General features: G+C 66.1%; 18 protein-coding genes. 11 read left to right on the top strand and 7 right to left on the bottom strand.

Translation table 11 applies throughout. The annotated features are described in order from the left end of the window. Window positions 1-32 precede the first annotated feature (32 nt). The 3 genes from RAD16_RS18055 to RAD16_RS18045 all read right to left on the bottom strand — a co-directional run bounded on the left by RAD16_RS18055 (window position 33) and on the right by RAD16_RS18045 (window position 3,142). Window positions 33-983 (bottom strand): acetamidase/formamidase family protein, encoded by a 951-nt coding sequence (locus RAD16_RS18055; protein WP_458159403.1) that lies wholly within the window; start codon window positions 981-983, stop codon window positions 33-35. A gap of 6 nt (window positions 984-989) precedes the next feature. Beyond that, on the bottom strand, window positions 990-2,408 hold the full coding sequence (locus RAD16_RS18050) for a cytosine permease (protein ID WP_458159240.1): 1,419 nt from the start codon (window positions 2,406-2,408) through the stop codon (window positions 990-992). Between the two features lie 290 nt (window positions 2,409-2,698). Then, window positions 2,699-3,142, bottom strand: coding sequence for a MarR family winged helix-turn-helix transcriptional regulator (locus tag RAD16_RS18045; protein ID WP_458159239.1), 444 nt, complete (start codon window positions 3,140-3,142; stop codon window positions 2,699-2,701). 233 nt (window positions 3,143-3,375) lie between these two features. Between RAD16_RS18045 and RAD16_RS18040 the strand changes: the two genes are divergently transcribed. From RAD16_RS18040 to RAD16_RS17995, 10 genes are all read left to right on the top strand, one after another. After that, window positions 3,376-4,653 (top strand): amidohydrolase/deacetylase family metallohydrolase, encoded by a 1,278-nt coding sequence (locus RAD16_RS18040; protein WP_458159238.1) that lies wholly within the window; start codon window positions 3,376-3,378, stop codon window positions 4,651-4,653. Between the two features lie 9 nt (window positions 4,654-4,662). Beyond that, complete coding sequence (locus RAD16_RS18035; protein WP_458159237.1) at window positions 4,663-7,056, top strand: xanthine dehydrogenase family protein molybdopterin-binding subunit; 2,394 nt, start codon at window positions 4,663-4,665, stop codon at window positions 7,054-7,056. Continuing rightward, entirely contained in the window at window positions 7,053-7,889 is an 837-nt protein-coding gene (locus RAD16_RS18030) for an FAD binding domain-containing protein (RefSeq protein ID WP_458159236.1), read from the top strand. Before RAD16_RS18035 ends, RAD16_RS18030 begins: the two co-directional genes overlap by 4 nt. Then, window positions 7,886-9,082, top strand: coding sequence for a xanthine dehydrogenase family Fe-S subunit (locus RAD16_RS18025; RefSeq protein ID WP_458159235.1), 1,197 nt, complete (start codon window positions 7,886-7,888; stop codon window positions 9,080-9,082). Before RAD16_RS18030 ends, RAD16_RS18025 begins: the two co-directional genes overlap by 4 nt. Before the next feature lie 76 nt (window positions 9,083-9,158). Beyond that, a complete protein-coding gene (locus tag RAD16_RS18020) occupies window positions 9,159-10,313 on the top strand; it encodes an ABC transporter substrate-binding protein (protein ID WP_326898764.1) in 1,155 nt (384 codons plus the stop codon). A gap of 69 nt (window positions 10,314-10,382) precedes the next feature. After that, entirely contained in the window at window positions 10,383-11,255 is an 873-nt protein-coding gene (locus RAD16_RS18015; RefSeq protein WP_458159234.1) for a branched-chain amino acid ABC transporter permease, read from the top strand. Beyond that, window positions 11,252-12,298, top strand: coding sequence for a branched-chain amino acid ABC transporter permease (locus RAD16_RS18010; protein WP_458159233.1), 1,047 nt, complete (start codon window positions 11,252-11,254; stop codon window positions 12,296-12,298). The genes RAD16_RS18015 and RAD16_RS18010 overlap by 4 nt, the downstream gene beginning before the upstream one ends. Then, a complete protein-coding gene (locus tag RAD16_RS18005) occupies window positions 12,298-13,080 on the top strand; it encodes an ABC transporter ATP-binding protein (protein WP_458159232.1) in 783 nt (260 codons plus the stop codon). Before RAD16_RS18010 ends, RAD16_RS18005 begins: the two co-directional genes overlap by 1 nt. Beyond that, complete coding sequence (locus RAD16_RS18000) at window positions 13,073-13,777, top strand: ABC transporter ATP-binding protein (protein WP_458159231.1); 705 nt, start codon at window positions 13,073-13,075, stop codon at window positions 13,775-13,777. Before RAD16_RS18005 ends, RAD16_RS18000 begins: the two co-directional genes overlap by 8 nt. Further along, entirely contained in the window at window positions 13,749-14,117 is a 369-nt protein-coding gene (locus RAD16_RS17995) for a Rieske (2Fe-2S) protein (RefSeq protein ID WP_458159230.1), read from the top strand. Before RAD16_RS18000 ends, RAD16_RS17995 begins: the two co-directional genes overlap by 29 nt. A gap of 108 nt (window positions 14,118-14,225) precedes the next feature. Here the strand turns inward: RAD16_RS17995 and RAD16_RS17990 are convergent, their stop codons facing one another. The 3 genes from RAD16_RS17990 to RAD16_RS17980 all read right to left on the bottom strand — a co-directional run bounded on the left by RAD16_RS17990 (window position 14,226) and on the right by RAD16_RS17980 (window position 17,949). Further along, window positions 14,226-15,086 (bottom strand): alpha/beta hydrolase, encoded by an 861-nt coding sequence (locus tag RAD16_RS17990; RefSeq protein WP_458159229.1) that lies wholly within the window; start codon window positions 15,084-15,086, stop codon window positions 14,226-14,228. Window positions 15,087-15,193: 107 nt separating this feature from the next. After that, window positions 15,194-16,729 carry a glucosamine inositolphosphorylceramide transferase family protein gene (locus RAD16_RS17985; RefSeq protein WP_458159228.1) on the bottom strand — a complete coding sequence of 512 codons (1,536 nt, stop codon included), beginning with the start codon at window positions 16,727-16,729 and terminating at the stop codon, window positions 15,194-15,196. 29 nt (window positions 16,730-16,758) lie between these two features. Then, window positions 16,759-17,949 carry a glycosyltransferase family 4 protein gene (locus RAD16_RS17980; protein ID WP_458159227.1) on the bottom strand — a complete coding sequence of 397 codons (1,191 nt, stop codon included), beginning with the start codon at window positions 17,947-17,949 and terminating at the stop codon, window positions 16,759-16,761. 279 nt (window positions 17,950-18,228) lie between these two features. On the opposite strand from RAD16_RS17980, the gene RAD16_RS17975 reads away from it, so the two are divergent. Beyond that, window positions 18,229-20,328 (top strand): lipopolysaccharide biosynthesis protein, encoded by a 2,100-nt coding sequence (locus RAD16_RS17975; protein ID WP_458159226.1) that lies wholly within the window; start codon window positions 18,229-18,231, stop codon window positions 20,326-20,328. 7 nt (window positions 20,329-20,335) lie between these two features. On the opposite strand, the gene RAD16_RS17970 is transcribed toward RAD16_RS17975, so the two are convergent. After that, on the bottom strand, window positions 20,336-21,682 hold the full coding sequence (locus RAD16_RS17970) for a lipopolysaccharide biosynthesis protein (RefSeq protein ID WP_458159225.1): 1,347 nt from the start codon (window positions 21,680-21,682) through the stop codon (window positions 20,336-20,338). Window positions 21,683-21,759: the final 77 nt, after the last annotated feature.

The raw sequence follows: 21,759 nt of genomic DNA, 5'->3' as shown, positions 1-21,759 counted from the left end.
AGACTCCCGTCGAGGCCGCTAGCGCGAGCCCGTCAGGCCGGGCGTGGCATGCGGGATTTGGCCAGCACGCAGTGAATGCCCTTGTTGCCGTCGACGAGCTGCGTGACGCGCAGGTCGGCGGCGATCGAGCAGAGCGTATAGGCGTCCTGCGCGCTGAGGCCGCTTGTCTCGCGGATCAGCGCGATCATGTCGCGCAGCGCCGCCTTGGCCGCATCGTCGAGATCCTCGTCGAAGCCCATGGTGATCCAGTCCGACGCCGTCTCCGCGCGCGGCGAGGTGAGGCGGAGATCGCGGCGGACGTGGAATTCGAAGGTGCCGGTGAGCGCGGCCTCGATCGCGGTCAGGCAGACCTCGCCGTCGCCCTGCAGCGCATGGCCGTCGCCGGCGGAGAACAGCGCGCCCGGCACGAACACCGGAAAATAGAGCGTGCTGCCGACGCCGAGCTCCTTGTTGTCCATGTTGCCGCCGAACGCGCGCGGCTCCTTCGAGGACAGCCTTCCCCAGCCTGGCGGCGGCGCGACGCCGAAATTGCCGAAGAAGGGCGCAAGCGGCAGCTCCTGCCCCCAGGGAAGCGTTGCGACGTTGCGCGCGCGGTCCAGGGGAATGTGGATGCGGCGGAATTCCGGAAAGTCCTCCGGCAGCGTGCCGAGCGTCGGGACCTGGATATTCCAGCCCCAATTGCAGCGCAGCGCGATGTCGAGGACGCGCACTTCGAGCACGTCGCCGGGCTCAGTGCCCTCGATGTGGATCGGCCCGGTGAGAAGGTGCGGCCCCGGGCCGCGGAAGGTGCTTGCCAGCACCTCCGCATGTCCGGGGACGGTGTCATAGCCGAGCGCGGGATCGGGCAGGTCGTCCGGCTCGCCCGAGAGCGTCTCGATCGTCACGCGGTCTCCGGATGCGATCCGGAGCACGGGTTTCAATCGTCCATCCCAGAGTCCCCACTGGACATTGCCGGGTGTGGAGCGCAGCACGTGGTCCATGATCTTGCACTACCTGCCTGCGCTGCTCGCAACGATCGATGAGGGCGACGTCGCGAACTTGCCCAGCGCAAGGTAGGCGAGGCCTGCGACCCCGATGCCGAACAGCCAACTCAGATCGGCGCCGCCGAGCAGATTGATCGAGACCGGCCCCTGCAGCGCGCCGACGAGGCCGTCCTCCACCAGCCATCCAGAGACAAGGCCCGCGAAGAACGCGATCATGCCGGCCCAGTTGATGTCGCCATAGGCGCTGGTCTCCGGCGAGCGATAGAGTTCGGCGACCTCGATCTTGCCCTTGCGCTTGATGAAGAAGTCGGCGAGCACCACGCCGGCCCACGGGCTCATCCACAGCAATAGGCTGATCATCCAATTGTCGAACGCCTTCGCAAAGGACGGCGCGAAGATGAAGTAGAGGGTGACCAGATAGCCGGCGATGCCGACGATGACGGTGAGCCAGAAGCGCGGGATCTTCAGCCCCGCGCTCAGCGCCGCAAGCGTCGCTGAGTAGACGTTGAGGATGTTGGTCGCGATCGGGCCGTGCAGCACCATCAGCAGCACGAGGATGCTGACCGGTCCGCCGAACACCGCACTGACCATTTTTGCGGGATCGGTGTCGAGCGTCGTCGAGGCGATGGTTGCGCCGAGGATGCCGAGCCAGACCGTCGGCACGAACATGCCGATATAGCTGTACCAGAACACGGATTTCGACGGCACGCTTCTGGGCACGAAGCGCGAATAGTCGGACGCCCAGGTCACCCAGGAGATGCCCCAGCCGACGCCGATCGCGGTCATCAGCAGGGTCAGCATCGCCAGATGCGCGCCTGGAGGCAGCGAGGTCGTGAGACCCCAGTTGACGACGCCGGGACGCGTCCACGCCAGCACGCTCATCAGCACCATGATGGCGATGGTCGGCGGCACCGTGTATTTCTCGAAGGTGCGGATCGCGTAGAAGCCGTAGACGCCGATCAGCACCTGCACCACCATCACCAGCGTGATGACGACGATCTCGATGAACCAGGTGTCGGGAACGCCGAACTGGCCGAGGATGCCCATCGAGACCTTGACCGGGAAGTAGGTGTTCACCCCGATCCAGCCCAGCGTCATCAGGAACATCAGGATGCTCGGCAGGTAGGCGCCGCGGACGCCGAAGGCGGACCGGCTCAGCACCATCTGGTTGACGCCGGTCTTGTGCCCCATCACCGTGAAGGTCGCGAAGATCGCGCAGCCCACGATGTTGCCGAGCACGATCACCGCGATCGTCTCCATCAGGCCGAGCTTGAGAATGATGCCGAGCGCGCCGAGCGCCCAGTTGACCGGTGCGATGTTGGCGCCAGCCCAGATCCACATCTGCTGCGGGCCGGTGGAGTCCCGGTCCGCATCGGGAATGGGCTCGATGCTGTGAATATCAGCGCGAAGTTCGGAATCCGTCATGACATCCCCCAAATACGAAGCACGCTTCGCATCATCGCAGCATAAATCGTGCCATGGGTTGCCGAGCGGCAGGAGCAGGGCGTGCGCGGACATCAGGTGCAGCGTCGCTCGTGCCGATTGCTATTGCGTTTTCAAGTGTGCGCGCGACTTCACGCGCCGGCTCGCGGCGACCCGTTTGCGGCAACGTTACTCGGTTCGGGCTTGTCGCCGCGAGGCGAAGGATGTCGCACGGCCGGGCAGCGGTACGATGATAAATTAAGCAGCCCAACTCAAAACGGCAGCAGGTGCCTCTAGTCGAATAGGGCAGCGGCGCTGCCGCGACTGGGGTCGCCGGCCACGATGCGCTGCATCATTTCGATGAACAATGCCTGTTCGCGCTCGCTGAGATCGCCGAGCGTGGCGCGATGCGCGCGCCGTGCGGCGCCCTCGATCTTGACCAGAAGGGCAGCGCCGGCCGGCGTCAGGCGGCACAATCGCGCGCGGCGATCGTCCTTGTTGACGGCGCGTTCGACCAGGTTCCGGGCGGCGAGGCGCTTCAATGCGCCGGTCGTGGTGGTCCGATCGAGGGCGATATCGGCCGCCAAAGTGGTCTGATCGGCGGTTTCGCGCACCGCCAGCGCCGAGAGCAGGCTGTATTGCAGCGGCGTGACCTCGAACTCGCCGCAGGCATCCTGAAACAGCGCGACGTGAATCTGGTGCAGCCGCCGGATCAGATAGCCGGGACGTTGCGACAAGGGCCAGGGCCTGTGCCTGCCCCCGCTGCGCCGCTTCTGTGCTTGCCGCAATGCACGCTCTCCCAACCCGAAACCCCGCCGCGCTTAGCTCGATTCGAGCGCGGCTGCTACCGCCTGATCATGGCATGATGCTTGCTTTTGTCAAAATACGAAGCATACTTCGTATTCAAATGCGAAGCATGCTTCGTAATCCGGGGCGGGGCAACCGCCTGCGTGGGACCGAGGAGAGCACCATGTCCGTTACTGCCAGCTTCGACCTTCTGCTGCGAGGTGGTCGCGTGATCTGCCCGGCCTCGGGTGTGGACGGCGTCAGGGACGTCGCCATCCGCGGCGGCAAGATCGCGGCGGTCGCGGCGGACATCCTGCCGACCAGCGCGAAGGAGGTCGTCGACGTCAGCGGCAAGCTGGTGCTGCCCGGGCTGATCGACACCCACGCCCATGTCTACCAATATGTCTCCGGCCGCTTCGGCATGAACCCCGACATGGTCGGCGTGCAGTCGGGCGTGACGACGCTGGTCGACCAGGGCGGCCCGTCCTGCATGACGCTGCCCGGCTTTCGCCATTTCATCGCCGAGCCCTCGGCCTCGCGCGTCTACGCGTTCCTGTCGGCCTATCTCGTCGGCGGCCTGGAAGGACATTTCTATCCGCAGCTCTACAGCCCCGACGGCGTCGACGTCGACGCCACCGTGAAATCGGCGACGGCCAATCTCGACCTCGTGCGCGGCATCAAGGCTCACGCCGAGATCGGTGGCTTCGCGCGCTGGGGCATCCGCGTCATCGAGATGGCGGCGGAGATCGGCAAGCGCGCTGATCTGCCGGTCTATGTGCATTTCGGCCAGCTCTGGGGCCTGCCCGAGAGCGGGGCCAATGGCGAAGATGCCGACACCATCCTCACGCGCGTGATTCCGCTGCTGCGCGAAGGCGATATTCTCGCCCATCCGTTCACGCGCCATCCCGGCGGCTTCGTCAATCGCGAGGGTGAGGTGCATCCGGTGATCCAGGCGGCGCTCGATCGTGGCCTGAAGGTCGATGTCGGTCACGGCAGCCATTTCTCCTATCGCCTTGCCAAGAAGGCGATCGCCGCCGGCATCATTCCGACCACGCTCGGCGCCGACATCCACGGCTACAACACCCATGTGCCCGCGCCGGCCGGAACGCCCGATCAGCACGAGGACGAGGAGAACCATCCGTTCGCCGGCCAGGCCAAGTTCAGCCTGGTGCAGGCGATGAGCTCGATGATGGCGCTCGGCCTGTCGCTGGAGCAGGTGGTGCCGATGGTGACCTCCAATCCAGCGAAGATGCTCGGCCGCAGCGCCGAGATCGGCGCGCTCAAGGTCGGCATGGATGCCGACGTCTCCGTGCTCACGGAGCAGAACGGCCGCTTCGTCCTCAAGGACAACGAGAAAAACGAGGTGATCGCCGAGCGTCTGCTGCAGCCGGCCTTCTGCCTGCGCGCCGGCACGCGCTTCGACGCGGTCGCACCGATCCTGCCGCAGGCCGTCGCGGCGTAAGGCCAGGCGGTGAAGGAGGACGCCTTCGTGCGCAACGAGCGGGAATTTCCTTCGGGCAGGTCCGGGCAGGGCGTCGGTGCGCGCCTGCCGCGGAAGGAGGACGATCGCCTGATGCGGGGCCGCGGCCAGTATGTCGCGGACATCAGGCTCGCGGGGCTTCAGGACGTCGCCTTCGTGCGCAGCCCGATGGCGCACGCACGCATCCGCGGCATCCATGTGCCCGAGCGTTATCGCGATCGTGTGTTCACGGCCGCGGACCTCGTCGGCATCAAGCCGATCCGCGCGGTGTCGGGTCTTGCCGGCTTCAAGATCTCGGAGCAGCCGGTGCTCGCCACCGGAAAAGTGCGCCAGGTCGGCGAGCTCGTCGCGATGTGTCTCGCGCCGACGCGGGCCGAAGCCGAGGACATCGCGGCCGCCGTGACGCTCGATCTGGAAGAGCTTCCGGCGGTCTACGACATGCTGAAGGCGCGCGAGCCTGATACGGCGCTGGTGCACGAGCATTGGGGCGACAATGTCTTCCTCGAGACCAATTACGAGGTCGACATCTCCGCCGCGCTCGATGCGCCGATCAAGGTGACGCGGGAGATCTCGACCGCGCGGCAATGCATGTCGCCGCTGGAAGGCCGCGGCGTGGTCGCGACCTTCGATCCCAGGCTCGACCAGCTCACGCTGCATTCGGCGGCCCAGATGCCGCACATCACGCGCAGCGGCCTTGCCGAATGTCTCGGCATGGAGGAGGGCCAGATCCGCGTCATCTCGCCGGATGTCGGTGGCGGTTTTGGCCACAAGGGCATCTTGCTGCCCGAGGAGGTCTGCCTGTCCTGGCTGACCATGCGCTGCGGCCATCCCGTGCGCTGGACCGAGGACCGCCGCGAGCATCTCGTCGCCAGCTCCAATTGCCGCGAGCATCATTACAAGATCACGGTCTATGCCGACCGTGACGGCACGTTGCGCGGCATCGATTGCGAGGCGACGGTGGATTCCGGCGCCTACTCGTCCTACCCGTTCTCGGCCTGCCTCGAAGCCGCGCAGGTCGCGAGCATTCTGCCCGGCCCCTACAAGATGCCGGCCTATCGCTGCCGCACCTTCTCGGTCGCCACCAACAAATGTCCGATCCTGCCGTATCGCGGCGTGGCGCGCACCGGCGTCTGCTTTGCGCTGGAGCTGATGCTCGATCTCGTGGCGGCCGAAGCCGGACTTGAGCCGGGCGAAGTGCGGCTGCGCAATCTGGTGCTGCCGGAGCAGATGCCGTTCGACAACATCACCAAGAAGCATTTTGACAGCGGCGATTACCCGGAAGCGATGCGCCGCGCGCTTGCCGCTGTTGACATCGAGTCCATTCGCGCCAGGCAAGGCCGGGGCGAGGCAGACGGCCGCCGCATCGGCGTCGGGGTCTCCATCTATTGCGAGCAGGCCGCGCACGGCACCTCCGTCTATTCCGGCTGGGGCATTCCGATGGTGCCGGGCCACGAGCAGGCTTCGGCCCGGTTGACGCCGGATGGCGGCCTCGAGCTGCGCGTCGGCGTGCACTCGCACGGGCAGGGTATGGAGACCACGCTCGCCCAGGTCGCGCACGAGATGCTCGGCATCGATGTCGCAAAGATCCGCATCATCCTCGGCGACACCGCGATGACGCCTTATTCGACCGGCACCTGGGGCTCGCGCTCGATGGTGATGGCAGGCGGCGCGGTGGCAACCGCCTGCCGCGAGCTCGGCGAACGGGCAAGGCGCATCGGCGCCAAGCTGTTGCAGCACGATCCGGCCTCGGTGGTGTTGCAGAACGGCGAGGTGCGCGGCGTCAATGGCAGCGTCAGCCTGAAGACGATCGCCCACACCTGGTACCGCCGCCCGCAGGACCTGCCGGCCGATGTCGATCCCGGCGGGCTGGAAGTGACGCAAGGCTATAAGCCGGTGCGCGACAGCGGCACCTTCAGCTACGCCGCGCATGCCGCGGTCGTCGCTGTCGATCCCGATATCGGCGAGGTCGAGATCCTCGACTACGTGATCGTCGAGGACGGCGGCGTGCTGGTCAATCCGCTCGTCGTCGACGGCCAGATCTATGGCGGCCTTGCGCAAGGCATCGGTACCGCGCTCTACGAGGAAATGCCGTTCGACGCCTCCGGCCAGCCGCTGGCGACGACGCTTGCCGACTATCTGCTGCCGGGCCCGACGGAGGTTCCGGGTGCGCGCCTCGATCACATGGAAACGCCGTCGCCCTATACGCAGTTCGGCGTCAAGGGTATCGGTGAGGGCGGCGCGATCGCCCCGCCCGCCGCGATCGCCAATGCCGTCAACGATGCCTTGCGCCCGCTCGGCGTCGAGCTGATGCAGTCGCCGATCACGCCGCATCGTGTCGTCGAAGCCGTGCTGGCGGCGCGCGTCACCGAAAGGAGCGCGGCATGAAACCGGCGCCGTTCAGCTATGAGCGCCCGCGTGATCTCGACGCTGCGCTGTCGATGCTCGCGGCCACCGGCGGATCGGCAAAGATCATCGCCGGAGGCCAGTCGCTCGGGCCGATGCTCAATCTGCGGCTGGTGCAGCCGGAGCTGATTGTCGACATCTCCGGCCTTGCCGAACTCAAGCGCGCGGAGGTAGCTAGCAGCGAGCTCGTGCTCGGCGCCCTCGTCACCCATGCCGATATCGAAGATGGGCGCACGGCCGACGTGACACGCGGCGCCATGCGCGGCGTCGCCACCAATATCGCCTATCGCGCAGTACGCAACCGCGGCACCATCGGCGGCTCGCTCAGCCACGCCGATCCCGCCGCGGACTGGATTTCGGCGCTCGCCGCATTGGGGGCGCGGGTGACGCTGCGCAGTCTTGCCGGCGCGCGGACGATGGCCGTCGAGGCCTTCGTCGTCGGTGCCCTTGAATCGGCGCTGCACGTCGGCGAGATCGTCGAGGCGATCCACGTTCCCTCGCGGGCGGCCTCCGCGCATTGGGGCTATGCCAAGAGCTGCCGCAAGACCGGTGAGTTCGCCCATGCCATCGGAGCCGCGCTGGTCGATCCGGCCGCCGCCTCGGCGCGCGTCGTGATCGGCGCGATCGACACGGCGCCGATCGTCGTGACCGATGCCACCGAGCTGTTCGGCGGGAGGATCGCCGCCGACTACAAGCAGCGTTTCGACGCGCGTGTCGCCGACGCGCTTCTCGTCAAGGCCGGCATCGACGATGCCGTGCAGCGCCATATCCATGTCAGCGTGTTGAAGCGCGCCGTGCTGGAGGCTGCGGCATGACCACGATCGCGCTCAACGTCAATCGCCGTGCGGTCGAGCTGCCGGCCGAGCCGCGCACCAGCCTTGCCGACTTCGTCCGCGACAGGCTCGATCTGACCGGCACCCATCTCGGTTGCGAGCACGGCGTCTGCGGCGCCTGCACCGTGCTGCTCGACGGCGTCCCGGCGCGCTCCTGCATCACCTATGCGGTGGCCTGCGCGGGCGCCGATGTTACCACGATCGAAGGCCTCGACGAGGACGAGGTCACGACCGAGCTGCGCGCGGCCTTCACCCACGAGCATGCCCTGCAATGCGGCTATTGCACGCCCGGAATGCTGGTGTCGGCGCGCGATCTCGTGCTGCGCCTGCCCGACGCCGACGAGCGGCGCATTCGCGTCGGCCTCAGCGGCAATCTCTGCCGCTGCACCGGTTATGTCGGGATCGTGCGCGCGGTGCAGTCCGTGATCGAAGCCCGGCGCGCGCGCAACATTGCGCCGCAGGCTGATGGCGGCCGCGCCGGTCTTGGCCCGGTCGGATCGGGGCGCGCCACGTCGGGCGGAGAGGGGGTGTCTGCGCGGCAGGCGTCGGCGCCGGCATCGGAGAATGCCGCTCCGGATCGCATTCCGGACTTCACCCCGGCGACCATGCTCGAGCAGCGCTTCGCACTGCCGCATCCGCCCGCAAAAGTGTTCGCGATGTTCGATGACATCGCCGCCATCGCGTCCTGCCTGCCGGGCGTGTCGCTGACCACACCGCCAAGGCCCGAGCGCATGGAGGGCCTGATCCGCGTCAGGCTCGGGCCGATCGCGGCAGCCTTCGAGGGCGCCGCGCGCGTCGAACGCGATCCCGCGACGCTGTCGGGGCGCATCGTCGGCATCGGCACCGACCAGCGCAGCCATTCGGCGACGCAGGGTGAAATCCGCTATCGCCTGCTTCCGCTCGAAGGCGGCGCGGCGACCGCCGTCGAGCTCTCGATCGGCTACACGCTCACGGGCATGCTGGCGCAGGTCGGCCGGCCGGGCCTCGTGCGCGATCTCGCCAGACGCCTCGTTGCCGAGTTCGCGGCAAATCTCGACCGCCACATGTCCGGCGCGACGTCGGGGCAAGCGCCCGCGGCGCAGCTCAGCCTCTGGTCGATCGCATCGGACGTTCTGCGCGCCCGTCTTGCGCGCGTGTTTGGCCGCGTCTTCACCGGAAAAGGTGGCGCGGAATGATCGGCGCGCCGGCGCCGCAGAGTGACGAAGCCTGGACTGCCCTGGACATCAACAGCGTGGGATTTGGAGAGACAACATGACACGAGCACTCGGACTGGTTCCGGCCATCGCGCTGGCGACGGCCTTGTTAGGCGGCGCAGCGGGGGCGCAGACCATCAAGATCGGCGTCAATGAGCCGCTCACCGGCGCGTTTGCGGCGTCCGGCACGTACGTCGTCAACGGCGCCAAGATCGCCGCCGACGAGATCAATGCCAAGGGCGGCATTCTCGGCAAGAAGATCGAGCTCGTCATCGAGGACAACAAGAGCAACCCGACGGAAGCCGCCGCCGTCGCCGAGAAGCTGATCACCAGCGACAAGGTGCCGGTGCTGATGGGCGCCTGGGGTTCGAGCCTGACGCTCGCGGTGATGCCGAAGCTGATGGAATACGAGACGCCGATGGTCGTTGAGACCTCGTCCTCCGGCAAGATCACGACGACGGGCAACCCCTTCATCTTCCGCATCTCGCCGCCCTCGGCGGTCGAGGCCGCGGCGTTCAAGGGCATCGTTGACAAGCTCGCGCTGAAGAAGGTCGACTTCCTCGTCATCAATAACGACTGGGGCCGCGGCACCGCCGAGGACTTCAGCAAGATGATGAAGGACAAGGGCATCACCATCGGCCTGGTCGAGACCATGGATCAGGGCGCGCAGGACATGAGCGCCCAGCTCTCCAAGATCAAGAGCTCGGATTCCGAGACTGTCATCGTCACCACGGCGGTCGACCAGCTGACGCTGATTTTCAAGCAGGCGGCTGCGCTCGGCCTGAAGAAGCGCATCATCACCACCGGCGGCTCGCAGAACCCGGACCAGATCATCGCCCAGGCGGGAGCTGCGGCCAACGGCACCATGCATCTGACGACCTTCCTGCCCTGGTTCCCGGACAAGACGCCGAACCCGGAGGCGACCAACTATTTCATCACGGAATGGAAGAAGCGCGGCTTCGACTTCGCCGGCTGCACCGAGAGTTTTCGCGGCTATGACGGTATCCGTACTGCAGCTGCCGCGATCGAGAAGGCCGGCAAGGCCGAGCCCGCGGCGATCAAGGCGGCGCTCTGGGAGATCAACATCAAGGGACTGAACGGCGACATCGTGTTCCGCAAGTCCGGCCCCGAGGGCAAGGAAAGCGGGCAGAGTCAGCCGAACGTCTATCTCATCGAGATCAACGATGGCAAGGTCGGGATGAAGACGCTCTAGCGGCGTGTCATCAGGGCGAGGGCGGCACAGCGCCGCTCTCGTCCCATCACCTGTGATTTGGGAACGGTCTTGAGCGAGTTTCTTCAGCATCTGGTCAACATGCTCGTGCTCGGCGGCACCTATGCGCTGCTGGGCATCGGGCTGACGCTGATCTTCGGCATCATGAACGTCGTGAACTTCACCCACGGCGTGCTGTATACGTTCGGCGCCTACATCATGTTCATCGTGGTGCAACAGCTCGGGCTGAACTTCTTCCTGGCCTTGCCGGTTGCGGTGCTGGCCGGATGGCTGCTCGGGGCGGCGATCGAGCTGACATTGCTGCGGCCGCTGCGCGGCTCCGACATCGACACCACGATGCTGGTCATGATCGGCGCCTGGATCGCGATGCAGTCGGGCACGCTGTGGATCTGGGGCGGCGTCGCCAAATCGGTGGCCTCGCCGTTCCCGGAAGCGCCGCTGGTGCTCGGGCCGGTGTCGGTCTCGTGGCTGCGCCTGTTCGTTCTCTTCGCCGCGGCCTTGCTGATCCTGGTGACGTATCTCCTGATCAACAAGACCAGTCTCGGCCGCGCGATGCGGGCGACGTTCCAGGACCACGACACGGCCTCTTTGATGGGCGTCAATGTCGACATGATCTACACCTCGACCTTCGCGATCGGCTCTAGCCTTGCCGCCGCCGCGGGTGCGCTGCTCGGACCGGTCTACGTCATCTTCCCGCAAATGGGCGATCTTGCCGCCGTCAAGGCCTTCGCCATCGTCATCCTCGGCGGCCTCGGCAACATCACGGGCGCGGTGATCGGCGGCTTCATCCTGGCGCTCGCCGAGGAGCTCGGCGCCGGCTACATCTCGTCCGGCTATCGCGACGCCATGGGCTTCCTGATCATCATTGCGGTGCTGATCTTCCGGCCGACCGGCCTGTTCGCGCGCGCGGAGCGGGTCGGATGAGAACAGTCGTCACCATCCTCGCGGTCGCAGCGCTGGCCTCGGTGCCGCTCTGGCTGCGCGATCCCTATCTCCTCAATGCGCTGATCACGACCGGCATCTTCGTCATCGGCGCGATGAGCCTCAATCTGCTGCTCGGCTTCACCGGCCAGCTCAGCCTCGGCCACATTGCCTTCTTCGGCATCGGCGCCTATGTCAGCGCGCTGACCTCGCTCGGCTTCGACATCGGCCTGCCCGGTGATATCCGTCTGGTCCACACACCCTGGCCGCCGATCGCGGGCCTCGTGCTCGCGATTATCGTCGCGGGACTCTGTGGTTACTTCGTTGGCCTGCTGTCGTTCCGCGTCCGCGGAGCCTATTTCGTCATCGTGACGATCTCCTTTGCCGAGGTGGTGCGGCTGGTCGCGCTGAACTGGGTGGAGTTGACACAGGGCCCGCTGGCGCTGACCAATATTCCGTCCATCGCGCTGCCTTTGCCCGGCTTCGGCGAGCTGACGCTGCGCACCAAGATGCAGAACTACTATCTCGTGCTGGTCGTGGCGCTGATCGCCTATCTCCTGATCGCGCGCCTCGTTCATTCCCATTTCGGCCGCGCCATGCGCGGGCTGATGGAGAACGAGACGCTGGCCGTCTCCGTCGGCATCGACGTGACCAGGACGCTGACGCTGGCCGCGGTGATCTCGGCCGCGATCGCGGGCGCCGCCGGCAGTCTCTACGCGCACTACATCAGGATCATCGATCCTGAAGTGTTCGCCTTCATCAACACCGTCACCATGGTGATCATGGTCATTAGCGGCGGCAAGGGTTCGCTGGCAGGTCCCGTCGTCGGCGGTCTGATCTTCGGCCTGCTGCCGGTCGCGCTGCGTCCGGTGATGGCGCCGGAAGCGCAATGGATCGCCTATGGCGGCGTGCTGATGGCGATCCTGTTCGTGTTGCCGCGCGGCATCGTGCCCTCGCTCGCGCTCCGCTTCACCAAACGGCGGAGCGCGACGGCGGCGCTGGCGCCGGTTGCGCTGACTGAGACCGGCGCCAAGGAGCCGGCGTGATGACGGCGCGCAGCGTGGCCATGACGATCGATCAGGTCGCCGTCCGCTTCGGCGGGCTGGTCGCGATCTCCGACATGAGTTTCACCGTGGGCGAGGGCGAGATCGTCAGCCTGATCGGACCGAACGGCGCGGGCAAGACCACGGCCTTCAACGTCATGACCGGCTTCCTCACGCCGAGCGCGGGCCGCGTCACCTATCAGGGCACGACGCTCACCGGATTGAAGCCGCACGAGATCGCCGACCTCGGCCTGATCCGTACCTTCCAGCGCACCAGCGTGTTTCCCAACGACACCGTCTACGACAATCTCCTGATCGGCCTGCATCGTCAGGGCAGGGTCCGCCTGCTCGACGCCATCCTCGGCCTGCCCGCTGCGCGCGCCTCGGAGCGCAGGCTGCGGCAGAAGGCGAGCGAGCTGATCGAATGGGTCGGGCTCGAACGCCGCGCACACGATGCGGCGGGCTCGCTCTCCTATGGCGAGCAACGCCTCGTCGGCGTCGCGCTGGCGCTCGCGGCGGAGCCCTCGATGCTGCTGCTGGACGAACCGGTCTCGGGCATGAACGCCTCGGAGACGCATCGCTTCGTCGAACTGATCCGCAGCGTTCGCGACCGCGGCATCACGATCCTGCTGGTCGAGCATGACATGCCGATGGTGATGACGGTCTCGGACCGCATCGTGGTGCTCAACTATGGTCGCATCATCGCCGAGGGAACCCCTGATGTGATCCGCAACGATCCCGCCGTGATCGAAGCCTATCTCGGACATGGAGCCGCGCGTGCTTGAGATCCGTGACATGGTCTGCGGCTATGGCGGTGTCACCGCGCTGCGCGGCATCTCGCTCGACGTGAAGGCCGGGCAACTCGTCGCGCTGATCGGCGCCAACGGTGCCGGCAAGAGCACGACGCTGCGCGCGATTTCCGGCCTCGTGCCGCCGCGCTCCGGGCAGATGCGGTTTGAAGGCATCGACATCACCGGCGCCAGGCCGCCGCGCGTGCTGGCCAGCGGCATCGCGCATTGTCCGGAAGGACGGCGGGTGTTTCCGCACATGAGTGTCGAGGAAAATCTCGACATGGGGGCTTACCTCCGTCGTGGTTCAGGTGAGATCGCTGCCGATCGCGATCGCATCTACGCCGAATTTCCGCGGCTGGCGGAACGGCGCAAGCAGGCGGCGGGCACGCTGTCCGGCGGCGAGCAGCAGATGCTCGCGATCGGGCGCGCGCTGATGTCGCGGCCGCGGCTGGTCATGTTCGACGAGCCTTCGCTCGGGCTTGCGCCGAACATCGTCGAGCGCACCTTTGCGATCATCCGCGGCATCCGCGATGCCGGCACCACGGTACTGCTGGTCGAGCAGAACGCGTTCGCCGCGCTCGAGATGTGCGACCACGCCTATCTGCTCGAGAACGGCCGCATCGTGCTGTCGGGCGCCGGCTCCGAGCTGATCGAGAACGAGCATGTGCGGAAGGCCTATCTCGGTGGGTGACGAAGCCACCCGTCCGGACGAGGGATGGACTGCGGTCTGCGATCTCGACCGGTTGGAGGCGGAGACGATCGTTCGCGTCGCCGGGCGCGATCTGCTTCTGATCTGGAACGAGGGGGATGTCGTCGCCTGCGAGCGCGCCTGTCCGCACGAACAGGCGGATCTGGGTCTGGGACGCGTGGCTGCGGGGCGGCTCTATTGCCCGCGCCATGCGGCATCATTCGACTTGCGCGACGGAGCGATCACCGCGGGATGGCCGAGCCCGCCGTTACGGCTCTACCCGGTGCGCGTCACGGGCGAGAAGATCTGGGTTGAGGTGCAGGAGCGCCGGCCGGGGCGATGATGACATCATGCTCCTGTTTTGCCCGACGAGTCAAAGTCACCTGCGGTGAAAATTTCGCCTTTGAAAACAACGCCGTTCTACTGTGCATGGGGTTGTTTTCGCATTTTTTTAGTCGACCAACCGCCTGACGGCATCGACCAGGACGCCGTCGGGGCGCCGCAATGTCTCGAGAATGGTGAAATGATCGGCGCCTTCGACCGGGATGAGCTTGCCGGGTGCCTTCGCGGCCGTGCGCTTGTCGTGGAGAGCGATTGAATCGCAGACGAGCGCCGGCAGCTCGTTGGTGCCATAGGCGATGTCGAGCCGCTTCTGCGTCACCGGCAGGCGAAGCGGCGAAAGCGTGGCGATCTCCTCGTCCGTCAGCTTCAGCGCGGTGTTGAGGCCGGTATCGCGGATCGGTGCGAGCTCGTAGACGCCCGATATCGCCAGCCCCGCATGGACGCGCGGATGGTTCAGCGTCATCGCAACGAGATGGGCGCCGGCGGACCAGCCAGACAGCACGACCGGTCCGGTCACGCCATAGTCTGCGCCGTGCGCGGAGAGCCAGTCGAGCGCGCGCGGGATCTCGGCGACGATGTCGGTGAGCGACACCTCGGGCGCCAGCGAATAGCCGGGAAGGGCGACCGACCAGCCATGTGCCGCGACGCCTTCGACCAGCGCGGCAAACAGCTCGCGGGAATTGCGCTGCCAGTAGCCGCCGTGCACGAACACCAGGCAGGGCGCGTCGGGCTTGGCGGCCGGATAGAGGTCGATCTTGTTGTTCGCGCGCGGGCCGTAAGCGAGGTCGAGATGGGACTTCCGCGTGCTGCGCAGCCGCGCCGAGGCTTCGTTGCGCTCGGCGATCAGCGCCGGGCTGTTCTTGACGGCGGCGTTGTTGTCATAGGCGGCGCTGCGTTCGGCCGGGGACAGTTCGGCCCATTTGCTGCGGGGATCGAAGGGTCGCTGTGTCGAGCTGGTTTCGTTTGCCATGGAGAGTCTCCCGCGCCGGCGTCGCTCGCTCCTGTTTGCCACGAATCTTGTTCGAGTTGAACAGCGGTCGTGCTCAGGCGAGCAATGCACCGTTTGCGGGCCTCGCGTCAGCAGGCCGTGGAAGGACGGGGGCGCGACGGCAAGACGGCCGCCGGGAGTTGGCGCGCGAGGGCGCTCGTCTTGGGCTGAACGCGAGATCCGTCGATGACCTCGAGCCGGCCGCAGCGGTTCAGGGTGTGCAGCTTCCGGCCGGGCCATGCCGGACCGGGCTTGAGCGAGTGGCGAACGATTTGCCTGTACGTCGTCGGCGACAGCTCGACGACTTCCGCAAGGCCAAGCGCCGCGCCGTATCCAGCAGCGCAATCCTGCACCGGTCGCCACAGCTTGCCGTTGATGGTGACGAAATTCCCCGCCGGTCGCGTGCTCGCGCGATCGATCATGACCGGGTTGCTGGCATGAGGCCGCCAGGGGCCGAGCAGATGATCGGCGTAGTAGATCGCAAGCGAGTCCGAATAGCCACCGGTCCCGTCGCGCCAGGCGCCGAACAGATAGTGCAGGCCGTTGTGCCGCGTGATCGTCGCGTCGGCGAGCTCGAGGCCTGACAACAGCGTCGCATGCCGTTCCCATTTGTCGGGAAAGCGGACGCATTTGTAGAGGGCGACGTCGCCGTGGAGCGAGCTCTCCGGGATCATCCACAACTCGCCGTCGTCTTCGATCAGGAACGGGTAGGAGAGGTGCCAGGGCTCTTCCAGCACGGGCAGGATTTGTCCGATCGGCCCGGTGTCACCGAACTCGATCGCCGAGATGATGCCCTTGCCGACGCGGTGATCGAGATCCTCGAAGAACACGAATGTCCGTCCCCGCCACGTGATGGGGAAGGGGTCGGCGTAGAAATGGTTGCCGGGATCGCCGAGCACGTTCCAGCCAGGCCCGGAGAGATCGCCGGTCTGCCAGACGCCGGCATTGTCGTTGAACCGCCATCCGACATGCCAATGCGGAGCGTAGCAGCAGAGGCGATAGATCTCCTTGGCGATCGATACGGCAAGGCCGCGCACGACGTAACCGGCCGCTCCGCGGCCGTTGGTGTTGACGGCAGGACGCGCGAGCTGCGGCACAATGCGCGGTCGGCCCGACAGAATGGCCGCCACCATGGTCAGAGTGCGCGCCATGATCGTTTCGAGCGCGCCGCCGAGGCCCGCAGCAATTTCCGCGGACGGGTGGCCGCGATCAAGCACCGCGCCGTCGATTTCGTTGACGATCTCGATCACCGGCAGGTCGCCGGCAAGAATGGCGGCGAGCGCAGCGTTCTCGCCTGCGGCGCCATTGAACAGTGGGCGCAGATACAGTGAAGCCGGACAGTCGGGATCCCGCGCCGCGCCGGTGAAATCGACGATGACATCCGCCGTGCTGATGCGCGCCTGCGTCCGCTCCGGAACGAGCTTCAGCCTGTCGGCGCCGCCGAGCGCGCCCTTGCGCAACACCACGCGTTCGAGCCCGAACAGCGCGTCGAGACCCGCGGGCCGCGGCTCCGTCGTCGCCGTCCATGCGATCTGCACTGGAACATCCCGGCCGTCGACCGACAGCGTCTCGCGGTCCATCCATTGCCGCGCATATTCACGTTCACAACGAAACTCGATGATCATGTCGAGCCGATCTATTTCAGATTATCAGGTCAAATGACTTGGCCGAGAATTCGAACGTATTCCTCCACCATCGCGTCTACCGAATACCGCAGCCTCAGGCCTTTGGCGTTTTGTCGCAGCTCGTCGCTCAGCTGTTGGTCGGTCAGGAGTTGGGAGACGGCCGTCGACAGCTTTGCGTGGTCGGCGGCGTCGACGAAGAGGGCAGTCGGCTTGCCTTCGAAGGACAACACCTCGCGCAGCACGGGGAGATCGGTGACGACGGAGGGGACACCGGCGTTGGCGGCCTCGACCGCGGCGAGCCCAAAGGTCTCGGCCTGGGTCGGAAAGACGAATACGTCGAGACAGGCGAGAAAATCCGCCATCCGCCGCGGCGGGATTTCGCCGAGCAGATAGAGGCGATCCGATACTTTCAAGTCATCCGCCAACTGCCTCAGCCGCGCCTCGTCGGCGCCCTGGCCGGCCAATGCGAGATGCCAGGACGGCTGATCCGGCAACAGGCGGATCGCCAGATCGAGCCGCTTGTGCGGATGCAGCCTCGCGGCGCAGCCGAGCAGGATGTGGTCCGGCGGCAGATTGAATGTCTGCCGCGCGGCCTGCTTCGACAAAGTGAGGGCCTTGTCGTCGAAGCCGTGCGGGACATGCATCATGCGCGCGCGGTAGGCCGCGGGGTAGCGCGAATATTCGCGCTCCATGTCCTTCGAATTGAGCGTGATGCGGTCGAAGAAGCCAAGGCTGCCCATGACGATGTCGGCGGTGCGGACCGGCCAGCTCATCGACAGTGCGGAGGAGACCTGATTGGCGACGACGGGCGCGCGGCTGACGAGGCGAGATACACCTGCGCCGATCACGTTGCCGAAATGCTGGAAGGTCAGAACCGCGTCGGGCTTGAGGGTCCTGATATGGCGGCCGAGCGTCCACAGCATCCGCAGCAGCGCCAGCGGATTTCCCGGCCGGCTTGATGCGCAATAGAGCGTATCCGGCGGCTCGTCGAAGGACTCCGATTTGCGGAAGAAGAACAGGTTGGTGACCCGGTAGCCGCGTGCTCTGAGGCCCGCACCGAGCAGCCTGGAGATCTCCTGCGCGCCTGCGTTCTCGGCCTGGGTCTGGATGAGAAGCACATGCTGCGTCGCCCGGCCGCTGTCCGGTGCTGCGGCGGCCGCCGCGGCCGACGGCAGCTTCGCGGCATCGCCCAGTTCTGCGCCTGGCTGGTAATGAAGCACGGATCCCGACCCGCTAATGAAACGTTCACCTTCTTTAACCCGGTACCTACCATGCGGGCCTCGCGCAGACATCGACTAGCAACAAACGGAGTTAATGCGCGGCCTACCGGAAGAGCATCGCGCACAAGGCAATTGCAGCGGTTTTCAATCGGAGTGAGGCGGCTGCATTAACCAATTGGTCATAGTTGCCCAGGGGCGGGGTAACCGCCGATTAACCATAGATATTTACGGTGGAGCAGGCCACTGAACAGTGTTCGCCAGTTAATCCGAGTAAAGTCCATGACGTTCGGTCGCCGCGCAGAGCCGACAGTTTCCGGATCGACCGGTGTCGCCGCGTCGTGGCAGACTCGCACTATGTCGAACGGTGAAGCCGGCGGTAGCGCCGCGCGCTTTGGCGGCATTCTGACCGCCTCAGGCGCGCTCTCCTTCATTCGCGACAACGGCCGCCGCATCTTGACGCTGGCTCTGGCGATCTTTGCCCTCGGTGTCGTCGTTATCCTGGCCATCCCGGTTCGCTTTGCCGCGACCGCGCTGGTCGTCGTCGATCCCCGCGAGCAACGCGTGACCTCGGAGCAGGACGTTCTGCCGGGCATCGGACAGGACAGCGCGGCGCTGCAGAGCCTGGTTGAAGTGGCGAAGTCCGACGGCTTCCTGAAGCCGCTGATCGAGCAGCTCAAGGTTCAAGAGGACGAAGACATCTCCGGCGGGCACACCGACCCTGCACGCCTGCTCGAGAGATTCCGCAATCGCCTCGACATTTCCCGTCGCGGGCTCACATACGTCATCGCCATCCGCTTCACCTCGAACCGGCCGGAGCGGGCGGCCTATTATGCCAATGCGATCGCCGAGGCGTTCGTCGCGAGCCAGAGAAGCATCCGCACCGAGGCGACGGACGAGGCCGCCGACTGGCTGAGCAGCCGGCTCAAGACATTGAACGACCGGTTGAAGACGTCGGAGGATGCCGTCGCCGCGTTCAAGCTCGAGCACAGGATCGTCAACGCCGGCAAGGATTCGACGACCCAGCAATTGCGCGTGACCGAGTTGTCGCAGCAGGTTGCTGCCGCGCGCGCCCGGACCGAAGAGGCGAAAGCGCGCTTCGAGCAGGCGCAGCGCGACGTGAAGGCGAATGTCGAGGCGCCTGCCAAGCAGGATCTGCTGAGTGCCCTGCGCGCCCAGCGATCGGCCCTCAACGACCAGATCGCGCAGAAGCGGGCGGTGTTCGGCGATCGCCATCCCGACCTCGTGATGTCGTACAGCCAGTTGAACGATCTCAACCGGCAGATCGAGGTCGAGCGGTCCAAGAGCATCGACACTGCGAAGTCGGAATACGAGGCTCAGCGCGACCAGCAGAAGGCGCTGGAGAGCCAGATGAAGGCGGCTGAATCGCAGCTGCTGGTCGACGGTCAGGCGCTGGTGAAGCTGCAGGAGTTGCAGCGCGACGCCGAGGCCAACAGGAACATCTACGAGCAGTTCCTGTCGCGCTCCAAGACGACGAACGAGCAGCGCCTGCTGCAGAGCTCGCAGACCAAGGTCGCGTCCTCCGCCATCCCGCCGCTGCGCTCGACCCTTCCGCCGCTGCCGTTGCTGCTTGCCGCGCTCGCGATCGGCTCGCTGCTGACATCGACCGCGGTCGTCGTCGCCACCGGACCCGGACGCGGATCGGACAAGGCCGTTGAAGAGGTTCGCGCCCCCGATCCGGCGCCGCGCCAGCCTCCGGCGTGGCCGCGTCCGCCGGTGTGGGCCCGCATTCCGGACCTGGTGCCTGGCGATGCCCCGCGGAATATCTGGCAAGGTCCGGTGTCCGCGACGGCCGAGCTTGATCTTGGTCCCTATCTGCGTCCGCTGGCCGATCGGCTGGAGAAGTTGCTGGCCCAGCGGGGCAAGGTCGCTCTCGTCATGTCGGTCGGCAAGCGTGCCGGCGGCAACACCGTCGCGCGCTCGCTGAACCGGTGGGCGGTGAACAGGGGCAAGCTGAGCGTGCTGATCCGGGTCGAGCCTGATCTCGGCGGTGCCGGCGCGGGACAGGCCAGGGGGCACGCGGACGGCACGACCACGGCAAGCTTTCCCGGTGTCGATGCGCTTCTGAGCGCCGGCAAGAGCCCCGAACTGGCGCACGCCGACGATATCCGTTCGGAGTTCGATCTGGTCGTCGTTCACGCAACCTCGCTGGCCTTGCAGCCGGAGGCGGTGGCGCTTGCCGCTCACGCCGATCTGGTCATTCTGGTCGCGCGCGAAGACGCCGTCGATTCAGCCGCAATGCGCAGGGTGACGGCAGCGCTCTCCCGCTTCGGCGGCGTGCCGACCGGGATCGTCGTCAATCGCGTGCCGGTTGATCCCTCGGCTCAACGCCGCGGTGAAGTGCTCGGCTTGACTGGCTGATCGACGCCTAGTCGCTGGTGTCGGCACTGCGGACCGCATAGGCGCCGCGCTTTTCTGCCGAGAAACGCAACAGCACCAGAATCGAAGGATCGACGCCGGTCCGCCGGCGGCAGAGGATGTTGAGCGCGATGGTCGCGAGCGCCAGCGACGCGGTCGCCGAGATCGCCGCGCCAAGCACGCCGAGCCAGGGAATCAGGACGAGAAATCCAATCAGCCGCAGCGCCACGTTTGCCGCGACGACGGGCACATAGATGCGCTCATGACCGGTGAGCTGCAAGATCGCCGCAGCCGGGCCACCCGCGGCCTGGAAGGCCGTTCCGATCGCGAGCACGATCAGCACCCAGTGCTGTGCGGCGAAGTGAGGCCCGAACAGGTTGAGTAGATACGGACTGCCGACCCAGATCAGGAGAAGTCCGCCGACGACGCAAAGTGCAGTCACTTCCGCCATCAACTGCAGCGTTCGCTCGAACTCCTGATGGTTCTTGCTGAAGTACAGCGTCGGAAGGCGTCGCGCGCCGAAACTGTAGAGCGCCGCCGACAGCATGGCAAAAATGTTGGCGAGACGCGACGCAGCGAAATAGATTCCGGCAGTCGCCGGATCGAGCATCCAGTAGACCAGGATGACGTCGAAATACTGGTTCGCGGCTTCCAGGATCGAGGCGACCCAGAAATGAAGCGCACTCGCGCGCCAGCGCGACGTCTCGGAACGCGCGGCCGTAGCCCGGAAGCCCGGCAGCGCTTGCGTAATCGAAATGATCTGCGCGCCGAGGCCCACGGACATGGAGATCGTCATCACGGCGATCAGCTCGGCGGGATCGAGCTGCCGATGTCCGGTCATCACGGCAAGCAGAAACAGTACGACGCCGACCCGCCAGAAGAACTCGCGGTTTCCTTCGCCCATGAGAATGCTGACCAGCGAGCGCGCGATCTGGCTGCCAAGCATCAGCCCAGCGCTCACAGCGGTGTAGGCCACCACCGCGAGGATCAGCAACCACCTGTCGCCTTTCATGTGCGCCACGATCGCGATCACGCCGATCGCACCCAGCATCGCGACGGACGAGATCTTGAGGCTCGACAGCAGCACGCCCTTGGTGAGATCGGGTCGGTCTCCGACCTGGTATTCGTTGAGGAATCGCACCAGGAGCGATTCCTGTCCGACCAGCCCGACGACCGCTGCGATCTGGGCGACCGAAAGCCAGGTCGCGAAGATACCGAATCCATCGGGCGACATCGTCCGCGCGGCGAGCGAGAACAACGCGAACGCCAGCGCGCCGCTACCAACCTTGAGCAGGATGGTCCCGGCAACACCGCGCGTCACGTCGCGCCGCATGAACTGGATGATGGAGTCGATCATGGAGGGTTAAGGGGTGTCTCTCCCCACGTACGCATTACAATATCGGGGGAAGCCTAGCATGCCGGAAAACCACGAGT

This window comes from Bradyrhizobium sp. 18BD (assembly GCF_054185225.1).
This window is presented reverse-complemented; position numbering and strand designations above follow the sequence as displayed.